The following is a 16,929-nucleotide window of genomic DNA, read 5'->3' as shown; positions in this document are numbered from 1 at the left end:
CGATGGCGTATCTCTTCAACACGATCGGACTGATCGGCAAATACGGCGATCCGAGCGTCGAGCCCATGATCACGCTGATCGGCGACTTCCTGCGCCGCGCCGGGCTGCGCGTGCTGCTCGACGAAGCCACCGCCGAGCTGATCCCGCCGCGCGGGCTGGAAGTCGCCAACCGCCGCACCCTCGGGCGGCTGTCGGAGCTGGCGATCGTCGTCGGCGGCGACGGCACGCTGCTCGCCGCGGCGCGCGCGCTGGTCGACTTCCAGGTGCCGATCGTCGGCGTCAACCTCGGCCGCCTCGGCTTCCTCGCCGACGTCTCGCCCGACGAGATCCCGCGCGGCCTCGACGAGATCCTGCGCGGGCGCTTCCGCGAGGAGGAGCGCTCGCTGCTGCACGCCGAGGTGCGCCGCGGCAACGCCGTGGTCAGCCAGGCCGACGCGCTCAACGACGTGGTCGTGCACAAGCGCGACGTCGCGCGCATGGTCGAACTCGAAACCTTCCTCGACGGGCGCCTGCTCAACACCTACCGCGCCGACGGGCTGATCATCTCCACGCCGACCGGCTCCACCGCCTACGCGCTGTCGGGCGGCGGCCCGCTGCTGCACCCGCTGCTCGAAGCCGTGGTGCTGGTGCCGATCTGCCCGCACACCCTCACCCACCGCCCGATCGTGGTGGCGGCCGACGCCGAGATCGAGATCGTCGTCGCCGGGCACAAGGCCACCCACGCGCAGGTGACCTGCGACGGGCAGATCAGCCTCGCGCTCGAAACCGGCGACCGCATCGTGATCCGCAAGAAGCGCCGCAAGCTGCGCCTGCTGCACCCCAACGACCACGACTACTTCGAGCTGCTGCGCGCCAAGCTGCGCTGGGGCGTGAGCCCCGAGGGCACCGATTCCAACCGCTAGCGCCGCGCGCCGGCCACGAGACTTCCGCCCCGCGATGCTCCTGCACCTGCAAATCCGCGACTTCGCGATCGTCGACGCGCTCGAGCTCGACCTCGCCCCCGGCCTGACCGCGGTCACCGGCGAGACCGGCGCCGGCAAGTCGATCATGATCGACGCCCTCGGCCTGCTGCTCGGCGACCGCGCCGAGGCCGAACTGGTGCGCAGCGGCGCCGAGCGCGCAGAGATCAGCGCGGCGTTCGACCTCGGCCACCTGTCGGCGGCACAGGCCTGGCTCGCCGAGCGCGACCTCGACCGCGACGGCGAATGCCTGCTCCGGCGCACCATCGGCCGCGACGGGCGCTCGCGCGCCTACATCAACGGCACCCCGCAGCCGCTCGCCGCGCTCAAGGACCTCGGCGAGCGCCTGGTCGACATCCACGGCCAGCACGAGCACCAGTCGTTGATGCGGCGCGACGCGCAGCGCGAACTGCTCGACGACTACGCCGGCCTGCGCGAGGCGCTGGCCGAGCTCGGCGGCCACTTCCAGCGCCTCGCCCGCGCGCGGCGGCGCCTCGACGAGCTCGCCGCGCGCAGCGCCGAGCGCGACGCCCGCCTCGACATGCTGCGCTACCAGGTGCAGGAGCTCGACGCGCTCGCCCTCGCCGCCGGCGAGCTCGCCGAACTCGATGCCGAGCACGCGCGCCTGGCCAACGCCGGGCGCCTGCTGGCGAGCAGCCAGGAGGCGCTCGAGCGCCTCTACGAGGGCGAGGAGGTCAGCGCGCAGGCCCTGCTCGCCGACGCCGCCGGCAGCCTCGACGCGCTGGCGCGGCTCGACCCCGCGCTGGCGCCGGCGCTCGAACTGCTCAACGGCGCGCTGATCCAGGTGCAGGAGGCTGCCGACGAGCTGCGCCGCTACGTGCGCGGGCTCGACCTCGACCCGCGCCGCCTCGCCTGGGTCGAGAACCGCCTCGCCGAGGTGCAGGCGCTGGCGCGCAAGCACCGCGTGAGCGGTGCCGAGCTGCCGGGGCTGCTCGAACACCTGCGCGCCGAGCTCGACGAGCTCGAGAACGGCGAATTCCACCAGGGCGAGCTCGAACGCGAACTCGCCGCCGCGCGCGAGGCCTACCTGCGCGTCGCCGAGCGCGTCGGTGCCGAGCGCGCGGTCGCCGCGGCCGAGCTCGGCAGCCGCGTGAGCGCGGCGATGCACGAGCTCGGCATGCCCGGCGGACGCTTCGCGGTGCAGCTCGAAGCCACCGACAAGCCGGCGCCGCACGGGCTGCAGAGCGTCGAGTTCATGGTCAGCGCCAACCCGGGGCAGCCGCTGCGTCCGCTCGCCAAGGTCGCCTCGGGCGGCGAGCTGTCGCGCATCAGCCTGGCGCTGCAGGTGATCGCCGCACACAGCGCGTACATCCCGACGCTGATCTTCGACGAGGTCGACACCGGCATCGGCGGCGGCGTCGCCGAGATCGTCGGGCGCCAGCTGCGCCAGCTCGGCGGCAGCCGCCAGGTGCTGTGCGTCACCCACCTGCCGCAGGTCGCCGCACAGGCGCACCAGCACCTGCAGGTACGCAAGGAAACCGACGGCGAGCGCACCCGCACCGGCGTCGCCCCGCTCGCCGCCGCCGCGCGCGTCACCGAGATCGCGCGCATGCTCGGCGGCGTCGAGCTGACCGAGAACACCCTCGCCCACGCCCGCGAGATGATCGAGCGCGCCGCCGCGGGCTGAGCGACCGCCGGCCCGTCCGCCTTCCGCACAGTGGCGCCAAAGGCAACGGGGGTGCCGGCCAAGCGGCACCCCCGTCGGTCATGCGGAGAACCGTTCCCCGCTCAGGGCGTCGAGCCGTCGTCGATCGCGATGCCGCGCGCGCGCATCGCGGCGATCAGCCCGGCGCGGGTGCGGAACACGTCGATCAGCGGCTCGTGGCGCTGCCGCGCGACCTCCTCGGTGGTGTAGGGGACGAACGCCTGCGGACGGCTGGCGCCGGCGATGTCGCCGGTCAGCAGCCAGTTCAGCAGCTCGGCGAGCTCGGCGTCGGAGAGGCCCGACTGCGCCACCCCCGGCACCCGCACCAGGAACTCGCGCCCGCCGTCGACGTCGAGGAAGCGGCCGACGAAGTCCTTCATCTTCGGCACCAGGCTCGCGTGCGCACCGCGACCGTCGCCGAGGTGGCAGCCGGCGCACTGCAGCTGGTAGTTGACGGCGGGGCGGTAGCCGGTGGCGCCGGCCGGCGTGGCGCCGACCGACGGCGGCAGCCCCGGCTGCGGGATCGAGCGCGCCTGCGCCGTCCCCGTCAGCGCCGCCAGCAGCAGCGCGGCGAGCGCCGCGCCGCCGCGGCGCCCGCGCTCAGTTCGCGACACCACGGATCACCGCGAGCGTGCAGTTGTAGACCTGCGACTTCGCGCCCATGCACCAGTTGATGTCGTTGTTGTTGAACGGCCGGTACATCGGCTGCTCGCTGTCGTTGCGGGTGCAGGCGCACTGCCCGCAGCTCTGCTTACCGCAGCAGTCGTTGTAGGAAATGATGTAGTCCTTGCCGTCGGCCGGATTGCGGCAGGTGCCGATCCAGGTCACCTGCGACACCTCGACGCCGGGCGGGCACGAGGTCACGGTGCCGCCGCAGCAGGTGCACAGGAAGCCGTCGACCGAGCAGTAGCGCCAGTAGTCACAACTGTTGGGGTCGCCCGGGTCACCGGGCTTGCCGGTTTCGGCGGCGAGCGCGCGGCCGGCGACGCGGTCGATCGGCAGCAGCAGCGGCAGCGCGCTGCCGGCAACGATCCACGAGCCGATGCGGGCGAGCGCGGCGCGGCGCGAGGTGGTTTCGGCGACGCGCCGGGTGGAGCGTTCGAACAGGCGGTCAAGCAGTTTCATGGTGATGGTCTCCCCGGGCTCTCACTTGGCCTTGTGCGCCTGCGCCACCGCGGCGGCGCCCCCGTGCAGGAAGTCCTGCAGCGAGGCGACGTCGAGCCGCTCGGCCTCGAACAGGCTGTCGAGGTGTTCGCGCGAGTTCACCAGGCCCTTGGCGCGCAGCGTGCCGCTGGCGTCGATCAGCACCGCGTAGGGCAGCTTGCCGATCTGGAAGGTCATGCCGACCTCGGGCCCGACCACGTAGCTCGCCCCCTCCAGCCCGAAGCGGGCGATCAGCTCGGCCTGCGCGGCCGGGTCGCCGTCGCTGACGTAGACCACCTCGAGCCGGTTCGCCTCGGCGCGGGCGATCGCCTGCACCGCCGGCAGCAGCGACTTGCACACCGGGCAGGTCGGCGACAGGAAGAACAGCAACTGGCCGCGCGGGCCGGCGTAGCCGATGTTGACCGGGCGCCCGCCGCGGTCGACGGCGGTGACGCGCGGCGCCGGCTGCCCGACCACCACACCCTTGTCGAGCACCAGCGCGCCGGCCGGCGCGAGGCGGCCGTGCAGCACGCCGACCTGGCGCACCAGGCCCATCACCACGAACACCAGTGCCAGCAGCAGGCACCACAGCAACACGTTGGAAACGATCAGCGCATCCATTTCTTATCTCCCGATGAGGCGGGCCAGTCGGGGCGCATTCGCCTGCAGGCCCTCGACCGCCGCGTAGAGCAGCAACAGGGTCGCCGAGGCGGCGACGATGACGAACAGGTCGAACCACGCCAGCGGGCGCGCCAGCGGCTCGGCGGCGGCCAGCAGGCCGATGCCGGCGAGCAGCGCGTTGCGCCCGAGCAGCGCCGGCGACAGCGGGCGTTCGAGGCCCGGGCCGCTGCAGCCGCAGTCGATGTCGCGGCGCCCGCGCAGCAGGTTGAGCGCGATCGCGCCGCCGTAGCCGGCGAGCAGCACGGCGGCACCGATGCCGGCCGCGGCGCGCGTCGCTGGCAGCAGCAGGGCAAGCGCCAGCAGCGCTTCGAGGAACGGCAGCGCGCGCGCGGCGGGCGCCACCAGCGCCGGCGGCAGCAGCGCGTAGGCGGCGAGCTGTTCGGCGAAGCGCGCCGGCGCCGCGAACTTGTGCGCCGCCGCCATCGCCAGCACCACGGTCAGGCTCAGCGCCGCGGCGTGGACGGGAACGGGATCGAGGAGGTTCATTGCAGCCGCTCCCCGCTCAGTGGCTCAGGATCTGCACGGCGGTCTTGGCCGCCTTCGGCTTGGTGCCGAGGTGCTTGCCCGTCGTCAGGTCGAACACTTCGAGCCCGCCCTCGATGTTGCCGCCGAGCAGCAGCGGCTTGTCGTCGCCGGTCGCGTGCAGGGTCCAGATCGGGTTGGGCGATTCCAGCGTGCCGAGCTTCTGGTGCGTCGCCAGGTCATAGATCCACACCTGGGTGCTCGGGTCCTCCCACATGTGCGGCTGGTGCTCGGGGTGCATCAGCACGTACAGCCGGCCGAGCTTCGGCGCGATCGCCAGCAGTTGCCAGCCGCCCGGCGCCCAGCCCGCCTTGCGCTCCGCGTCGGTGAGCAGCGACCAGGGTTCGAGCACGCGCGGCTTGTCGCCACCGAGGTCGACGCCCTGCACCACGCCGTCGAGCGTCACGAAGTGGTAGGTGCCGGCGTTGGCGATGCCGCGCTCGATCAGCGGCTTGTGGTCGGGGTCGAACAGCTTGACCTTGTCGCGCGCGACCTCCTGGCCGGCGTCGTCGAGGGTGACGAGCAGCAGCGAGCCGTCGCCGCACATCGAGGCGAAGCGGCGCTTGCCCGCCGGGTAGTTGAGGATGCAGCCGGGCAGCGCGACCTCGCCGGCCACCTTGCGCGCCTGCACGTCGACCACGGTGACCGAGGTCGCCGGCGTCAGGTTGAACACGTAGACGAAGCGGTCGTCGTCGCTCACCGTCAGGCCGTAGCGCTGCACGATGGTGCTCGCGCGCTTGGGCGGGATCTCGACCTCCCACGCCGGCTCGAGCGTGGAGGTGTCCCAGGCGGTGAGCACGTCGGTACGGGTGCCGCGTGTGTAGCGCGAATAGAACAGGTCGGCGGTGAACACCGTCCTGCCGTCGTGCGACAGCGTGGCCGGCGCGGCACCCCCGGTGCTGATCATGCCGAGCATGCGCAGGCTGTCGGCGTCCACCACGCTCACGCGGGTGGCCACCATGGTGTCGAACTCCATGTCGACGATGTAGGCGCGGTGCGGCTCGGGCGGAAACGGCAGCTTCGCCTGGCCGATCTCGTCGTGCGGCAGATCCGCGTAGGCGCTGCCCGCCACCAGCGCCCCGGCGAGCACGGCCGCCGGGCCGATTCTGATGCTGCTCATGCCGTTCTCCTCAGGATTCTTGTGTTCGGATGGTCGTCTCACCCGTCGGTCCGGGCTTGCAGCGAGTCTAGACGCAGCTTCCGGGAGCACTCTTGACCGTGGGTGCCAATCGCTTGACGCGCGGTGTCATCCGTGCCGTGCGCGCTGTACAGGCGCCGGTGCATCGGGTATATGGTTGCGATCGAAACCAATACATCAGAGCGACCGCACGACGGCCGCCGCCCGCCACCGGAGAGCACACCCGATGCAGCCCGTACCCGGCCTTGCGCCCGCCGCCCCTCTGGATTTCGACGCCTGGCGGACCTCCGTGGTGAGCGCCTGCGGTCGCTTCCAGATCGAGCCGGCCGGCAGCGGCGGCGCTTTCGCCGGCAGCGTGCTCTGCCAGCGCGACGGCACGCTGGCGTTCACCGCCCTCGAAGGCCGGGGTGCGCGGGTGTTCCGCGACCGCCGCGACGTCGCCGCCGAGGACGGCAAGTACTACTTCCTGGTGCTGCAGCGGAGCGGCCGCGCGTGCATGAGCCAGGCCGGCGAGAGCGCCGACCTCACGCCCGGCGACATGGTGCTGATCGACGCCTGCCGGCCCTGCGACTTCCGCTACGACACCGGCTGGTCGCAGCTCTCCTGCCACCTGCCGCGCACGCGCGTCGACGAGGCCTTCCGCCACGTGCGCATGCGCCCCGGCGCGCGCATCGCCGGCGACAGCCGCCTCGGCGCGCTGCTCGGCCACCTGGTGCTCGACGCCCATGCCGGCCTCGCGCACTTCGCCGAGCACGAGAGCGCCGCGGTGCGCCAGGCCCTGCTCGCGCTGCTGCCCTCGGCGTTCGCCGACGACGCGCCGGCGAGCGGCAGCGACGCGGCGCGCTACCGCCGCGCGCTCGCGCTCATCGACGAGCGTCTGGTCGACCCCGCCCTCGGCCCGACCGAGATCGCCGGCGCCGCCGGCCTGTCGCTGCGCCAACTGCACCGGCTGTTCGCCCGCCACGGCCAGACCGTCGCCCGCACCATCCAGGAACGGCGCCTCGAACGCTGCGCCCACGACCTCGGCAACGCCCACTGCCCGCGCAGCATCACCACCATCGCCTTCTTCTGGGGCTTCAGCGACGCCGCGCACTTCACCCGCGCCTTCAAGACCCGCTACGGCGTCTCCCCCCGCGACTACCGCAGCACCGCCCGCCAGGCCGGCCACTGACGCCATCCCCTCCTGCACGCCCGAAGCCCCTCGCCCTCTGGGAGAGGGGTTGGGGGTGAAGGTGTTTGCTTCGTCGCAAGCCTTTGAAGCCAAAAGCCCCCTCATCCCCGGCCCTTCTCCCGGCGGGAGAAGGGTGAAAGCCGGCGCTAGCGGCGGCGGCGGGCCTGCAGCAGGGCTTCGGCGGCGGCTATGTTGGATTCGACGATGCCGATGTAATGCCCAGCTTCCGCTGCACGGAATATGTCCAGCGCCGCACGGTACGCCACCACCGCCTCCTCCAGCCGCGCCGTGCCGGATTCGCGTTCGCCGAGTGCCTGCAGCGCAGCGCCGAGGTTGTTCTGCGTCATCGCCCAGTCGAGCGGCACCCGCTCGCGCGTGCGCACCTCGAGCGCCGCGCGGTACGCCGCCACCGCCTCCTCCAGCCGCGCCGTGCCGGATTCGCGTTCGCCGAGTCTCCCCAAAACATTGCCGAGGTTGTTCTGCGTCGCCGCCCAAGCGAGCGGCACCCGCTCGCGCGTGTACTCCCCGAGCGCTGCGCGGTACGCCGCCACCGCCTCCTCCAGCCGCGCCGTGCCGCTCTCACGCTCGCCGAGCACCTGCAGCGCAGCGCCGAGATTGTTCTGCGTCATCGCCCAGTCGAGCGGCACCCGTTCGCGCGTGCGCTCCCCGAGCGCTGCACGCAACGCGGCCAGTGCCTCCTCCAGCCGCGCCGTGCCGGATTCGCGCTCCCCGAGCACCTGCAGCGCATTGCCGAGGTTGTTCTGCGTCATCGCCCAGTCGAGCGGCACCCGTTCGCGCGTGTACTCCCCGAGCGCTGCACGCAACGCCACCACCGCTTCTTCCAGCCGCGCCGTGCCGGATTCGCGTTCGCCGAGTGCCGAAAGCGCATTGCCGAGGTTGTTCTGCGTCGCCGCCCAGTCGAGCGGCACCCGCTCGCGTGGCCACAATGCGAGCAGTTCGTGATAACCGCCGATGGCACCCAGCAGCGCACCGTTGTCGCCGAATTCGTCGCCTTGCCGGTAAAGGCCACCGGCGCGGCGCTGCAGGTAGTCGGCGCGCTCGTCGGTGCGCTGCGCCGGCACGAGCTTGGCGGCTTGACGAAAGTGCTCGGCGGCGGCGAGGTAGTCGATACGCCCAAGTGCAACTTCGCCGCGCTCGGCGCGGGTCGCGGCGGCAGCGATGTAGCGCCGCTCGGCGGCGTCCCGGGCCTGGGCCGCGAGTTGTTCGGCCTGCCGCGCCGCGGCGAGATCAGCGGTCTCGGCGGTGGCCAGCAGGCGGTCGGCTTCCTCGTAACGGCCGGCGACCAACGCATCGCGCGCCTGCGAGACCCATTCGCCGGCCACCGGATCGCTCGGGTCGAGCGCAGCGAGGCGGTCGAGCATGGCGCGGTGATGTGCTGCGATCTCAGCCAGCGTGGTATTCAGGCGCTCCAGCGGGATGTCGCGGCGCCCGAGCGTCTGCAGAAACCCCTGCACGGCGCCGCTCGTCACGCCGAGTTCGCTGCTGAGTGCTTCGATGCGCGCGAGCATCGCGCCATCGCCGGCACCGCGACCTACTGCCTCGACCAGCGCGAGCACCTCGTCGGGCTTCCAGCCGATCTGCACCGGACTGTTGTCACCGTTGACGACGATCTGGGTCGCCGAATCGCTCGCCGACGCCTTTGCAGTCGGCGGCCGATGCGCGTACGTCCACGCCGCGGCGAGCACGCAGGTGACGGCGAGCCCCCACGGCGCCCACGCGACTTCGGGCGGCGCAACCGTCCAGACCCATGCGCCGATACCGGCCAGCGCAATGCCGAACACCAGCCACAGATAGAGGCACAGCAGACGATAGCCATCCGCAGGGCTCAGTTCTGGGAAGACCTTCAGCCGGATCGCTTCCCGGAACAGCCAACCGAAGATACCGATCGCGAGACCGCCTATCCCGGCGAACTTGCCGAGTTCGGCCAGTAGGGAGACGCTCATCGCCCCGCCCTCAACGCGAGGGCGTGACAAACTGCGTTGAAGTCCACACCCACGCCCCGATCCCCGCCAGCGTCACGACGAACACCAGCACCACGATCAACCGGATCAGGCGGTAGCCCAGGTCCGGCGGCAGCTTCGGGAATATCTTCAGCCGCAGCGCATCGCGGTAGAGCAGGAACAGCACGCCCAGCGCGAGCCCGCCGATGCCGGCGACCTGCCCGACGATCTTCAACACCTGCGCATCCATCCGCCCCTCCCGTTCTCGGACCTGGCCGGCAACCCCTTTGAAGGTTAGGCCGGCCACCGTCCGGGGGCAGGGGCGAGTGCGCGGTCAGGGAGCCGGGATTAAGAAACCCTCATCCCCGGCCCTTCTCCCGGCGGGAGAAGGGGGCGCAGGCTCAGCCCCTGGCGGGCAGCACGGTGCCGCGGCACTCGCCGAAGCCGATGCGCCGGTAGCCTTCGCGTTCGCACCAGCCGCGCAGGATCACGGTGTCGCCGTCGTCGAGGAAGATGCGGGTTTCGCCGTCGGGCAGGGACAGCGCTTCCTTGCCGCCGCGCGTCAGTTCGAGCAGCGAGCCGGCCTCGGCCGGGGTCGGGCCGGACTGGGTGCCGCTGCCGAGCAGGTCGCCGGGGCTCAGGTTGCAGCCGTTGACGGTGTGGTGCGCGACCATCTGCGACACGCTCCAGTAGGCGTGGCGGAAGCTCGTCAGCGACAGCCGCGCCGGGGCGCGGCCGCGGGCGCGCATCGCGGCGGTCTCGAGCGCTACTTCGAGGCGGATGTCGAAGGCGCCCGCGGCGCGCAGCGCCGGCGACTCCAGGTACGCCAGCGGCTGCGGGTCGGCGGCGGGGCGCGTCCAGCCGACGCGGTAGGGGGCGAGCGCCTCCAGCGTGACGATCCACGGCGCGAGCGTGGAGGCGAAGTTCTTCGACAGGAAGGGGCCGAGCGGCTGGTACTCCCAGGCCTGCAGGTCGCGCGCGCTCCAGTCGTTGAACAGGCACAGGCCGAACACGTGGTCCTCGGCCTCGTCGAGCGGCACCGGCTCACCGAGGGCGTTGCCGCGGCCGATGAACACGCCGAGTTCGAGCTCGTAGTCGAGGCGCCGCGACGGGCCGAGCGTCGGGCGCTCGGCGTCGGGCGCGCGGGTCTGCCCGCGCGGGCGCGGGAAGGCCTGGCCGGAGACGCCGATCGACGAGCAGCGGCCGTGGTAGCCGATCGGAACCCATTGGTAGTTGGGCAGCAGCGGGTTGTCGGGGCGGAACAGCCGGCCGACGTTGGTGGCGTGGTGGATCGACGTGTAGAAGTCGGTGTAGTCGCCGATCTGCGCCGGCACCGCGTACTCGGCCCGGGCCTGCGCGAGCAGGCAGGCGTCGAGCCGCGCGGCGAGCGGCGAACCCGCGCGCAGCGCCCGCGAGAGCGCGAGGCGCAGCGCCGAAGCGGCGGGCGCACCGAGCGCCATCAGCGGGTTGAGCGTCGGGCCGGCGGCGGCGGCGAGCGCGGCGGCGGCCTCGCCTTCGAACACGCCGAGCGCCTGGAGCGCCGCGAGGTCGACGACCTGGTCGCCGATCGCCACGCCGCCGCGGAAGGGCTCGGCGCTGCCCTGGCGGCGGAACACGCCGAAGGGCAGGTTCTGCAGCGGGAAGTCGGTGTCGGGCGCGTTGGCCGACGCCACCCAGCTCTGCGCGAGCGGGTCGTGGGTTTCGTTGAGTGCGGTCATCGGCGGCATCCTCACGCGCAGGGCTCAGGGGCGCCCGGGGTCGAAGTACTTCTTGAGCCCGGACCAGCAGCGGTGGTAGTCGGCCTGCAGTTGCGCCGAGGCGAGCGCGTGGGCGGTCGGCCGGATCACCGCGGGGGTCTCGAACATGAACGCCATCGTGCCGGTGATGACGTCGGGGCGGCTCAGGTCGGCACGGCTCGCCTTCTCGAAGGTCTCGGCGTCGGGGCCGTGCCCGCTCATGCAGTTGTGCAGGCTCGCGCCGCCGGGGGCGAAGCCTTCCGCCTTGGCGTCGTAGACGCCGTGGATCAGCCCCATGAACTCGCTGGCGACGTTGCGGTGGTACCACGGCGGGCGGAAGGTGTCCTGCATCGCCAGGATGCGCGGCGGGAAGATCACGAAGTCGAGCGCGTCGACGCCGGGGGTGTCGGACGGCGACTGCAGCACCAGGAAGATCGACGGATCGGGGTGGTCGTAGCTGATCGAGCCGATGGTGTTGAAGCGGCGCAGGTCGTACTTGTACGGCGCGTAGTTGCCGTGCCAGGCGACGACGTCGAGCGGCGAGTGGTCCATCCGCGCCGACCACAGCCCGCCCGCGAACTTCGCCACCAGCTCGCAGGGGCCGTCGCGGTCCTCATAGGCCGCCACCGGGGTCAGGAAGTCGCGCGGGTTGGCGAGCCCGTTGGAGCCGATCGGGCCGAGGTCGGGCAGGCGCAGCAGCGCGCCGAAGTTCTCGCAGACGTAGCCGCGCGCGGCGCCGTCCGGCAGCTCGACGCGGAAGCGCACGCCGCGCGGGATCACCGCGATCTCCTGCGGCTCGACCTCGACCACGCCGAGCTCGGTGGCGAGGCGCAGGCGGCCCTGCTGCGGCACCAGCAGCAGCTCGCCGTCGGCGTCGTAGAAGTAGCGGTCGACCATCGGGCGGTTGGCGGCGTACAGGTGTATCGCGCAGGCGGCGTTGCCGGCCATCGTCACCAGGCCGTCGATGAAGTCGGTCGGCGCATCGGGCAGCGGCAGCGGGTCCCAGCGCAACTGGTTCGGCGGCGTCGGCACCTCGTCGAAGCGGCTGACCAGGCGGCCGCCGTCGAGCGGGCGGAACGGCTCGTGCATCGCCGCCGGGCGGATGCGGTACAGCCAGGTGCGCCGGTTGGCGCTGCGCAGCGCGGTGAAGGCGGTGCCGGAGAGCTGCTCGGCGTAGAGCCCGTAGGGGCAGCGCTGCGGCGAGTTGCGGCCGACCGGCAGCGCGCCGGGCAGCGCCTCGGTGGCGAAGCTGTTGCCGAAGCCGGACTGGTAGCGCGGCGCGTCGGCGGCGGCGGGGCTTACGGTGTTCATCAGCGCGGGACCTTGGTCGGTGCGGGGCGGATGCCGTCGCGTGCCCGCGCCATCGCCTGGCAGAGCACGTCGACGTCGCCGATGTGGTTGGCGAGCAGCAGGATCAGCTTGGCGTTGAGCAACTGGCTCTCCTCGCCGCTGAGGTCGCGGTGGGTGTCGATCAGCGCCTGGTAGAAGTCGTCGGGGCGCGCGATGTTGGGCTCGATGTTGAGGCTGGCCATGCTCGGTACCTCGCTCAGGCGTTGCCGGTGGCGCGGGCGACCGCGGCCTGGGCGCGATCGGCGTCGAAGCGCCGCCAGCGCGCGCACACGTGCTGGTCGGGCCGCAGCAGGTAGTAGCTGCCGGGACAGGCGTCGAAGCGCTGCGCGAGCTTGCCCTCGACATCCTCGAGCGCGACCAGGTCGTGCGGCAGGCGCGGCGCGGTGCCGGCCGGCACCACCACCCGCGGGCGGATCGGGATCGCGGCGTGGCCCAGGTGGTCGAGCGCCGCGGCCACTTCCGGCGCGAGCGCCGTGCCGTCGCTGAACAGCACGCCGGTGAAGTCGTCGCCGACGTGGTCGAGGAACCAGCCGGGCGCACCGCCGGCGCGGACCGGTGCGTCGGCCGCCGGCGCCCCCGGCACCATCGCGCCGGCGAAGGCGTCCTGGTCGGGGGTGTTCAGCACCGAGTCGCGCAGCACCGCGGGCACCGACAGGCGGCCGCTGTTGACCAGCCGGCGCGCGAACGGGTGCTCGCGCGCGAGCAGCAGCACGGCGTCGCGGAAGGTGCGGCTGATCTCGCTCTTCGGGGTGATGAAGTCGGTGGAGCGGGTCGAGTTGAGGATGTTCTCGTCGGCGGCATAAACGCGCTCGCTGTCGTAGCTGTCGAGCAGGCTCGCCGGCGCGAGGCCGGCCAGCACCAGGCGCAGCTTCCACACCAGGTTGTCGGCGTCCTGCACGCCGGAGTTGGCGCCGCGCGCGCCGAACGGCGACACGCCGTGCGCGGCGTCGCCGGCGAACAGCACGCGGCCGTGGCGGAAGTGCTCCATGCGCAGGCAGGCGAAGGTGTAGACGCTCACCCATTCGTAGCTGAACTCGGCGTCGTGCCCGAGCAGCGCCTGGATGCGCGGCGTCACCCGCTCGGGCTGCTTCTCGGCCTCCGGGTCGGCGTCCCAGCCGAGCTGGAAGTCGATGCGCCAGACGTTGTCGGGCTGCGCGTGCAGCAGCACCGACTGGTGGCGGTGGAACGGCGGGTCGAACCAGAACCAGCGCTCGGTCGGGAAGTCGGCCTTCATCTTCACGTCGGCGATCAGGAAGCGGTCGCGGAACGACTGCCCCGAGCTACTCAGGCCGAGCAGGTGACGCACCGGCGAGCGCGCACCGTCGCAGGCGAGCAGGTAGTCGCCGCGCACGCGGTAGGGGCCGTCGGGGGTCTCGACCGTGACCTCGACGCCGTCGGCGTCCGCCGCGACGGCGACCACCCTGTTCTTCCAGCGCAGCGCGAGGCCATCGAGTTCGCGGGCGCGCTCGTACAGGTAGCCCTCGACGTAGTACTGCTGCAGGTTGATGAAGGCCGGCCGGCGGTGGCCGGTCTCGGGCAGCAGGTTGAAGCTGTAGACCAGCTCGTCCTGGAAGAAGACCTTGCCGACGTTCCACGAGATGCCCTTGTGCACCATGCGCTCGCCGCAGCCGAGGCGGTCGAAGATCTCCAGCGTGCGCTTGGCGAAGCAGATCGCGCGCGAGCCGAACGACAGCCTGTCGTCGTCGTCGAGCAGCAGCGTGCGCACGCCTTGGCGGGCGAGGTCGATCGCCGCGGCGAGCCCCACCGGGCCCGCGCCGACCACGATCACCGGGTAGTGCGCGGGCGCGGCGGCGTCCTGCTCCGCCGCGCGCACGTAGTCGAGCCTGAGTTGCTGATAGTCGATGTCCATCGCCTCTTCCTCGGCGCCGCCGCGCGGCGCGCAGCGCGCCTCACTCGGCGCCGGTGAGCGGGGACGGCGGCTCGTGGCCTTCGAGCGCCTGCCACATGTCGAGGTCGCGCTGCGCGGTCCACACGCGCGGGTCGGCGTGGCCGGTCGCCTCGTCGTAGGCGCGCGAGACGTCGAACGGCATGCAGTGGTCGAAGATCACCCAGTCGCCGTAGCGCGGCCTGAGCCGCGCGCAGCAGTCGCGGTACACGGTGCGCAGGTCGCGCCCGGCGGCGGCGCCCTCCCGCACCGCGGCGTACAGCTCGCTGAGGAAGCCGCGGGTGCCGGCGAGCCCGGCCTGCACCTCCTCGGGCGTCTGCAGCGCCGCGCCGCGCCCCGGCACCAGCTTGTCCGGCTGCAGCGCCGCGATCGCGTCGAGCGTGTGCGGCCAGTCGCCGAAGTAGGCATCGCCGCAGTACGGCGTGGCGTGGTACTCGACCAGGTCGCCGGAGAACAGGATCTTCTGCTGCGGCAGCCACACCACGGTGTCGCCCTTGGTGTGGCCGCGGCCGAGCTGCAGCAGCTTCACTTCGAGCGAGCCCAGCCACAGCGTCATCTCGCCGCGGAAGGTCAGCGTCGGCCAGGTCAGCCCGGGCACCGACTCGACCGCGCGGAACAGCCGCGGGAAGCGGCCGATCTCGCTCGCCATGTCGGCCTCGCCGCGCTCGACGATGAGGTCGTAGGTGTCCTGGCTGGCGATGACGTGCTGCGGCCGGTAGCCCGAGGCACCGAGCACGCGCACCGCGTGGTAGTGCGTCAGCACCACGTAGCGGATCGGCTTGTCGGTGACCTCGCGGATGCGCCGGATGACGTCCTGCGCCATCACCGGCGTGGCCTGGGTGTCGGCCACCAGCACCGCGTCGTCGCCGATGACGATGCCGGTGTTGGGATCGCCCTCGGCCGTGTAGGCGTAGGCGTTGTCCGACAGCCGGTCGAAGCTGACGCGCTTCTCCTCGGTGTCGGCGTGGGATGCGAACTGCTTGCTCATGACCACCTCCTCCCACCCGCTGCAGGGGCACCCGCGGCGCGGGGCCCCCCGGGCATCGCCGCGGTCCGGCTCAGTGCGCGATGCACACCGACTTGATCTCGGTATAGGCCTCGATCGCCGAACGGCCGAACTCGCGACCGATACCCGATTGCTTATAGCCGCCGAACGGCAGGTTGGGGTCGACCGGCACGTGGCTGTTGACCCACACGGTGCCGGCCTCGATGCGCGGCACCAGGTTCATCGCCGCCTTCAGGTCGTTGGTCCACACGCTGGCGGTCAGGCCGTAGGGGGAGTCGTTGGCCATGCGCACGACCTCGTCGACGTCGTCGAAGGGCAGCGCCACCAGCACCGGGCCGAACACCTCCTCGCGCACCAGGGTCATGTCCTGGCGCATGCCGGCAAGCAGCGTCGGCTCGACGAAGTAGCCGGGGCGGTCGAGCACGCGCCCGCCGGCGACCACGCGCGCGCCCTCGGCGCGGCCGATCTCGAGGTAGCGCCCGACGCTCTGCTGCTGTTTGGCCGAGACCAGCGCGTTGATCTGCGCGCCCGGGTCGAGGCCCGGGCCGACGCTCAGGCCCGCCACCGCGGCGCCCAGCGCCTCGACCACCGCGTCGTAGCGGCGGCGCTGCACGTAGAGGCGCGACGCCGCGGCGCACACCTGGCCCTGGTTGAGGAAGCCGCCGAGCAGCGCGCCCTGCACCACCTGGTCGACGTCGGCGTCGGCCAGCACCACCATCGGGTTCTTGCCGCCGAGCTCGAGCGCGAAGCGCGCCAGGTTGTCGATCGCCGCGGTGGCCACCTGCTTGCCGACCGCGGTGGAGCCAGTGAAGGAGATCTTGCTCACCCGCGGGTGGCGCGTCAGCGCATCGCCGGCGCGCGAGCCGCGCCCGGTGACGACGTTGAACACCCCCGGCGGCACCCCCGCCTCGGCCGCGAGCCCGGCCAGGTAGAGCGCGGTCAGCGGGGTCTCCTGCGAGGGCTTGATGACCACCGTGCAGCCGCAGGCGAGCGCCGGCAGCACCTTCCAGATCGCGATCATCAGCGGGAAATTCCACGGCACGATGCCGGCCACCACGCCCACCGGCTCGCGCCGCGTGTAGGCGGTGTAGCGCGTGCCCGGCGGCACCGGGATCGACACGTCGAGCGTCTGGCCCTCGATCTTGGTCGCCCAGCCGGCCATGTAGCGCATGTACTCGATCGAGGCGCCGACCTCGATCATCCGCGAGAGATTGATCGACTTGCCCTGGTTCAGCGTTTCGAGCTGGGCGAGCGCCTCGGCGTGGGCTTCGACCACGTCGGCGAAGCGCAGCAGGATGCGCTCGCGCTCGGCCGGGCGCAGCCCGGTCCAGGCGCCGGAGCGGAACGCCGCGTGCGCCGACTGCACCGCGCGGTCGACGTCCCCGGCGTCGCCGTCGGCAACGTGGGCGATGACCTCGCCGGTGGCGGGGCCGTAGACCGCCTGGCGGTCGCCGGACTGGGCCGGCACCGTGCGGCCGTCGATGAACAGGCCGTGCTCGCGGCCGAGGAAGGCGGTGACCGCCGGCAGCACCGGGATCAGGTTCGCGTCGGACATGGGGTTACCTCCGGGTGGGACGGCCGCCGCCCCGCTGGGCACGGGCCGGCGCCGGTTGTCGTCGTCTGGGGCGGGCGCCCCGGTGCCGGAAACGCTAGCCGGTCGACCCGGAGGAAACTTGTCGCGCCGTGCCCG

16 protein-coding genes are annotated in these 16,929 nt (G+C 72.4%); 3 read left to right on the top strand and 13 right to left on the bottom strand.

The annotated features are described in order from the left end of the window. Nucleotides 1-2: 2 nt before the first annotated feature. Together EV699_RS01070 and recN are read left to right on the top strand one after the other, a co-directional pair. Entirely contained in the window at nucleotides 3-902 is a 900-nt protein-coding gene (locus tag EV699_RS01070; RefSeq protein ID WP_132538095.1) for an NAD(+) kinase, read from the top strand. A 34-nt stretch (nucleotides 903-936) separates the two neighbouring features. Beyond that, nucleotides 937-2,607, top strand: coding sequence for a DNA repair protein RecN (recN, locus tag EV699_RS01065; RefSeq protein ID WP_132538094.1), 1,671 nt, complete (start codon nucleotides 937-939; stop codon nucleotides 2,605-2,607). Between the two features lie 101 nt (nucleotides 2,608-2,708). Here the strand turns inward: recN and EV699_RS01060 are convergent, their stop codons facing one another. From EV699_RS01060 to EV699_RS01040, 5 genes are read right to left on the bottom strand one after another with little or no spacing between them, the layout of a single operon-like run. Continuing rightward, a complete protein-coding gene (locus tag EV699_RS01060; protein WP_132538093.1) occupies nucleotides 2,709-3,239 on the bottom strand; it encodes a cytochrome c family protein in 531 nt (176 codons plus the stop codon). After that, nucleotides 3,226-3,750 (bottom strand): methylamine dehydrogenase light chain, encoded by a 525-nt coding sequence (locus tag EV699_RS01055; RefSeq protein WP_132538092.1) that lies wholly within the window; start codon nucleotides 3,748-3,750, stop codon nucleotides 3,226-3,228. The genes EV699_RS01060 and EV699_RS01055 overlap by 14 nt, the downstream gene beginning before the upstream one ends. 21 nt (nucleotides 3,751-3,771) lie before the next feature. Next, on the bottom strand, nucleotides 3,772-4,389 hold the full coding sequence (mauD, locus tag EV699_RS01050; protein WP_132538091.1) for a methylamine dehydrogenase accessory protein MauD: 618 nt from the start codon (nucleotides 4,387-4,389) through the stop codon (nucleotides 3,772-3,774). Between the two features lie 3 nt (nucleotides 4,390-4,392). Then, nucleotides 4,393-4,935: a MauE/DoxX family redox-associated membrane protein gene (locus tag EV699_RS01045; RefSeq protein ID WP_132538090.1), complete on the bottom strand. Its 543-nt coding sequence runs from the start codon at nucleotides 4,933-4,935 to the stop codon at nucleotides 4,393-4,395. Between the two features lie 16 nt (nucleotides 4,936-4,951). Further along, a complete protein-coding gene (locus EV699_RS01040; protein ID WP_132538089.1) occupies nucleotides 4,952-6,091 on the bottom strand; it encodes an amine dehydrogenase large subunit in 1,140 nt (379 codons plus the stop codon). A 244-nt stretch (nucleotides 6,092-6,335) separates the two neighbouring features. On the opposite strand from EV699_RS01040, the gene feaR reads away from it, so the two are divergent. Beyond that, nucleotides 6,336-7,280, top strand: a complete 945-nt coding sequence (feaR, locus tag EV699_RS01035; protein ID WP_165903979.1) for a transcriptional regulator FeaR — start codon at nucleotides 6,336-6,338, stop codon at nucleotides 7,278-7,280. Between the two features lie 146 nt (nucleotides 7,281-7,426). On the opposite strand, the gene EV699_RS01030 is transcribed toward feaR, so the two are convergent. The 8 genes from EV699_RS01030 to EV699_RS00995 form a co-directional block, all read right to left on the bottom strand. After that, complete coding sequence (locus tag EV699_RS01030) at nucleotides 7,427-9,244, bottom strand: tetratricopeptide repeat protein (protein WP_243662514.1); 1,818 nt, start codon at nucleotides 9,242-9,244, stop codon at nucleotides 7,427-7,429. A gap of 10 nt (nucleotides 9,245-9,254) precedes the next feature. Further along, nucleotides 9,255-9,491, bottom strand: a complete 237-nt coding sequence (locus tag EV699_RS01025) for a hypothetical protein (RefSeq protein ID WP_132538087.1) — start codon at nucleotides 9,489-9,491, stop codon at nucleotides 9,255-9,257. 151 nt (nucleotides 9,492-9,642) lie between these two features. Then, nucleotides 9,643-10,959, bottom strand: coding sequence for a fumarylacetoacetase (gene fahA / locus EV699_RS01020; RefSeq protein WP_132538086.1), 1,317 nt, complete (start codon nucleotides 10,957-10,959; stop codon nucleotides 9,643-9,645). A gap of 24 nt (nucleotides 10,960-10,983) precedes the next feature. After that, on the bottom strand, nucleotides 10,984-12,288 hold the full coding sequence (gene hmgA, locus EV699_RS01015; protein WP_132538085.1) for a homogentisate 1,2-dioxygenase: 1,305 nt from the start codon (nucleotides 12,286-12,288) through the stop codon (nucleotides 10,984-10,986). Beyond that, nucleotides 12,288-12,509 carry a DUF2783 domain-containing protein gene (locus EV699_RS01010; protein WP_132538084.1) on the bottom strand — a complete coding sequence of 74 codons (222 nt, stop codon included), beginning with the start codon at nucleotides 12,507-12,509 and terminating at the stop codon, nucleotides 12,288-12,290. The genes hmgA and EV699_RS01010 overlap by 1 nt, the downstream gene beginning before the upstream one ends. A 14-nt stretch (nucleotides 12,510-12,523) precedes the next feature. Further along, a complete protein-coding gene (locus EV699_RS01005) occupies nucleotides 12,524-14,197 on the bottom strand; it encodes an FAD-dependent oxidoreductase (RefSeq protein ID WP_132538083.1) in 1,674 nt (557 codons plus the stop codon). A 40-nt stretch (nucleotides 14,198-14,237) separates the two neighbouring features. Next, a complete protein-coding gene (locus EV699_RS01000) occupies nucleotides 14,238-15,221 on the bottom strand; it encodes an MBL fold metallo-hydrolase (RefSeq protein ID WP_165903978.1) in 984 nt (327 codons plus the stop codon). Nucleotides 15,222-15,291: 70 nt separating this feature from the next. After that, nucleotides 15,292-16,794 carry an aldehyde dehydrogenase family protein gene (locus EV699_RS00995; RefSeq protein ID WP_132538081.1) on the bottom strand — a complete coding sequence of 501 codons (1,503 nt, stop codon included), beginning with the start codon at nucleotides 16,792-16,794 and terminating at the stop codon, nucleotides 15,292-15,294. Nucleotides 16,795-16,929: the final 135 nt, after the last annotated feature.

This window comes from Plasticicumulans lactativorans (genome assembly GCF_004341245.1).
Lineage (GTDB): Bacteria > Pseudomonadota > Gammaproteobacteria > Competibacterales > Competibacteraceae > Plasticicumulans_A > Plasticicumulans_A lactativorans.
This window is presented reverse-complemented; position numbering and strand designations above follow the sequence as displayed.